This window comes from Rhodococcus sp. KRD162, assembly GCF_017168335.1.
In the GTDB taxonomy this organism is placed as follows: Bacteria; Actinomycetota; Actinomycetes; order Mycobacteriales; family Mycobacteriaceae; genus Rhodococcoides.
The window spans coordinates 1-2,751 of record NZ_JABFAU010000052.1 but is presented as its reverse complement, the minus strand read 5'-3'; the positions used below and the strand labels follow the sequence as shown (position 1 = coordinate 2,751).

Sequence of the window (2,751 nt, the reverse complement as noted above, 5' to 3'; positions counted from 1 at the left end):
GCCAATACCGTCACCGAGGTCGCGAACATACGCATGAAGTCCATGTCGTGTTCGACGACGACCACCGTCCGCTCACCGCCGATGCGTTGGAGCAGTTGGCCGGTCTGTTCGCGTTCCTCGTGGCTCATCCCGGCGACGGGTTCGTCGAGCAGGAGCACGTCGGCGTTCTGCACCAGCAGCATTCCGATTTCCAGCCATTGTTTCTGCCCGTGCGCGAGGATGCCGGCGGGCTTGTCTCGTTCGCCGGTCAGGCCGGTCGTGTCGAGGGCCTGTTCGATCTGCGGCAGCACCGATCTGCGGCGTCGTAGCATCGTCAGTGCTGATCGTCCGGACCCGGCGGCGATATCCAGGTTCTGCAGGACCGTCAAATTCTCGAAGATGCTGGCGGTCTGGAAGGTGCGGCCGATGCCGAGGCGGGCGATCTGGTGGACTTTTTTGCCGAGCAGTTCGACACCGGATTTGGTGACCGACCCGGTGGCTGGGACGAGGCCGGTGATGGCGTCGATCAGGGTGGTTTTGCCGGCGCCGTTGGGGCCGATGAGGAACCGTAGATCGCCTTGCATGAGGGTCAGGTCGACGTTGGTGTTGGCTTTGAAGCCGTCGAAGCTGACGGTCAGGTCTCGGACTTCGAGGTACTGGCTGGACATGCCGGCGTTGCCGCCGAATGTGGGGTGCTGGCCTTCGATATGGATCATCGGGTCAGTTCCTTTTCTGGCTCGTCGCTCGGCTCGGGGTGTGGTTCGGGTGCCTTCTTACGTTTGCGCAGGGCGAACAGGCCGGCGATGCCGGCGGGGAAGAATCCGACGACGACCACGAACAGCAGACCTTGGGCATAGGTCCAGCCGGACGGGAACTGCTCGGAGAGTGTGGTTTGCGCCCACGCGACACCGAGTGCGCCGAGGACCGGGCCGAGCAGGGTGGTGCGGCCACCGATCGCGACTCCGATGAGGAATGCGATGGACGGGACGATGCCGACGTCGTTGGGGGAGATGATGCCGACGATCGGCACGAACAGTGCTCCGGCGAGGCCGGCGAAGAAGGCGGCGGTGACGTAGGCGACGATTTTGACGTTGGCGGGATCGTAGCCGAGGAAGCGGACGCGTTCTTCCTGGTCGCGGACCGCGACGAGTAGTTCGCCGTAGCGGGAGTACATCAGCTGCCGGGTGATCGCGACGACGACCAGCAGGACGGCGGCGGCGATGAAGAACAGCATCTGTTTGTTGGCGGGGTCGTTGAGGTTGAACCCGAAGAACGTGCGGAATCTGTTGAGGCCGTTGGAGCCGCCGGTGGTCTGCTGCCCGATCAGCAGGATCGCGAACGCGGCAGCGAGGGCTTGGCTGAGGATGGCGAAGTAGGCGCCTTTGACGCGGCGTTTGAACACCCCGAGCCCGAGGACCAGCGCGACCAGGGCCGGGACGAACACGATGCCGAGGATGGTGGTGATCGGTGAGGTGAACGGCACCCAGTAGGCGGGCAGTTCGCGGATGCCGGCGATGGACATGAAGTCCGGGACGTCGTCGCCGCGCAGTGCGGCGTCGGAGATCTTCAAATGCATGGCCATGATGTAGGCACCGATGCCGAAGAACACTCCTTGGCCGAGGGTGAGCATTCCCCCGCGCCCCCACGCCAACCCGATACCGACCGCGACGATGGCGTAGCAGATGAATTTGCCGAGCAGGCTGAGCCGGAAGTCGCTCAGGACGGCCGGGGCGACGGCGAACAACACGATCGCGGCGACCGCGAACCCCAGCAACGCGCCGCGTTTGGCGAGGAATTCGCTCATACCAGGCTCCTTGTCTTGACGGCGAACAATCCTTGCGGGCGGGCCTGCAGGAAGATCACGATGAGCACGAACACGATGACCTTCGCGATCGAGGCCGTGGTGCTGTACTCGATGAACGAGTTGAGGATGCCGAGCGCGAACGCGGCGATCACCGCGCCCTTGATCTGGCCGAGGCCACCGACGACGACGACCAGGAACGCGTCGATCAGATAGCTTTGTCCCACCGTGGAACTGGTCGAGCCGATCAGGGTCAGCGCGACGCCGGCGACACCGGCCAGACCGGAGCCGAGGAAGAACGTCGAAATATCGGTCCTGCGGCTCGAGATGCCCGACGTCTCCGCCAGATCCCGGTTCTGCACCACCGCGCGGATGCGTCGACCCATCGCGGTCTTCTTCAACGCCACCGACAACGCCACCACCGCGACGATCGCGAGGACGAGGATGAAGATGCGGGTCTTGGGGACCACGGCACCGAGGATGTCGACACCGCCGCGTAGCCAGTCCGGTGTCACGACGTTGACCGCCGGAGCTCCGAAGATGTCGCGGGCGAGTTGCTGCAGGATCAACCCGACACCGAAGGTGACGAGCAGGGTGTCCAGTGGTCGGTGATACATCCGCTGAATGAGCGTCACCTCGAGCAGCACACCCATGACGCCGCCGACCAGAAAGCCGACGATCAGGGAGATCAGCAGTGATGCGCCGCCGGCGGAGACGATCTGCTGGACCACGTAGGCGGTGTAGGAGCCGGCCATGATGAACTCGCCGTGGGCCATGTTGATCACCCCCATCTGACCGAACGTCAGCGAGAGCCCGAGGGCGGCGAGCAGAAGAATAGAACCGATCGACAGGCCGGTGAACAACTGTCCGATCACGACGTCCATAGGAAAGCTCCTTCGGAGCATGTGAGTGGAACTTCGGAGCAGGCTCCGAAGTTCCACTCACATGGGTGGTGGTCAGTTGAGGTCGGA

Annotated in this window: 3 protein-coding genes; all 3 read right to left on the bottom strand. The window is 63.9% G+C overall.

Features of this window, described 5'->3' with window-relative positions:
- On the bottom strand, positions 1-695 hold a 695-nt coding region (locus J1M87_RS25750; RefSeq protein WP_206492549.1), incomplete at its 3' end, for an ABC transporter ATP-binding protein.
- On the bottom strand, positions 692-1,783 hold the full coding sequence (gene urtC, locus J1M87_RS25745; RefSeq protein WP_206492548.1) for an urea ABC transporter permease subunit UrtC: 1,092 nt from the start codon (positions 1,781-1,783) through the stop codon (positions 692-694). The genes urtC and J1M87_RS25750, both read right to left, overlap by 4 nt.
- The gene (urtB, locus tag J1M87_RS25740; protein WP_206492547.1) at positions 1,780-2,664 is read right to left on the bottom strand and encodes an urea ABC transporter permease subunit UrtB; all 885 of its coding nucleotides are present in this window, start codon (positions 2,662-2,664) and stop codon (positions 1,780-1,782) included. Before urtB ends, urtC begins: the two co-directional genes overlap by 4 nt.
- Positions 2,665-2,751 lie beyond the last annotated feature (87 nt).

Excerpts from the sequence above, each read along its gene's own strand:
- urtC (WP_206492548.1), bottom strand. The coding sequence starts at position 1,783 with ATGAGCGAATTCCTCGCCAAACGCGGCGCGTTGCTGGGGTTCGCGGTC.
- urtB (WP_206492547.1), bottom strand. The coding sequence starts at position 2,664 with ATGGACGTCGTGATCGGACAGTTGTTCACCGGCCTGTCGATCGGTTCT.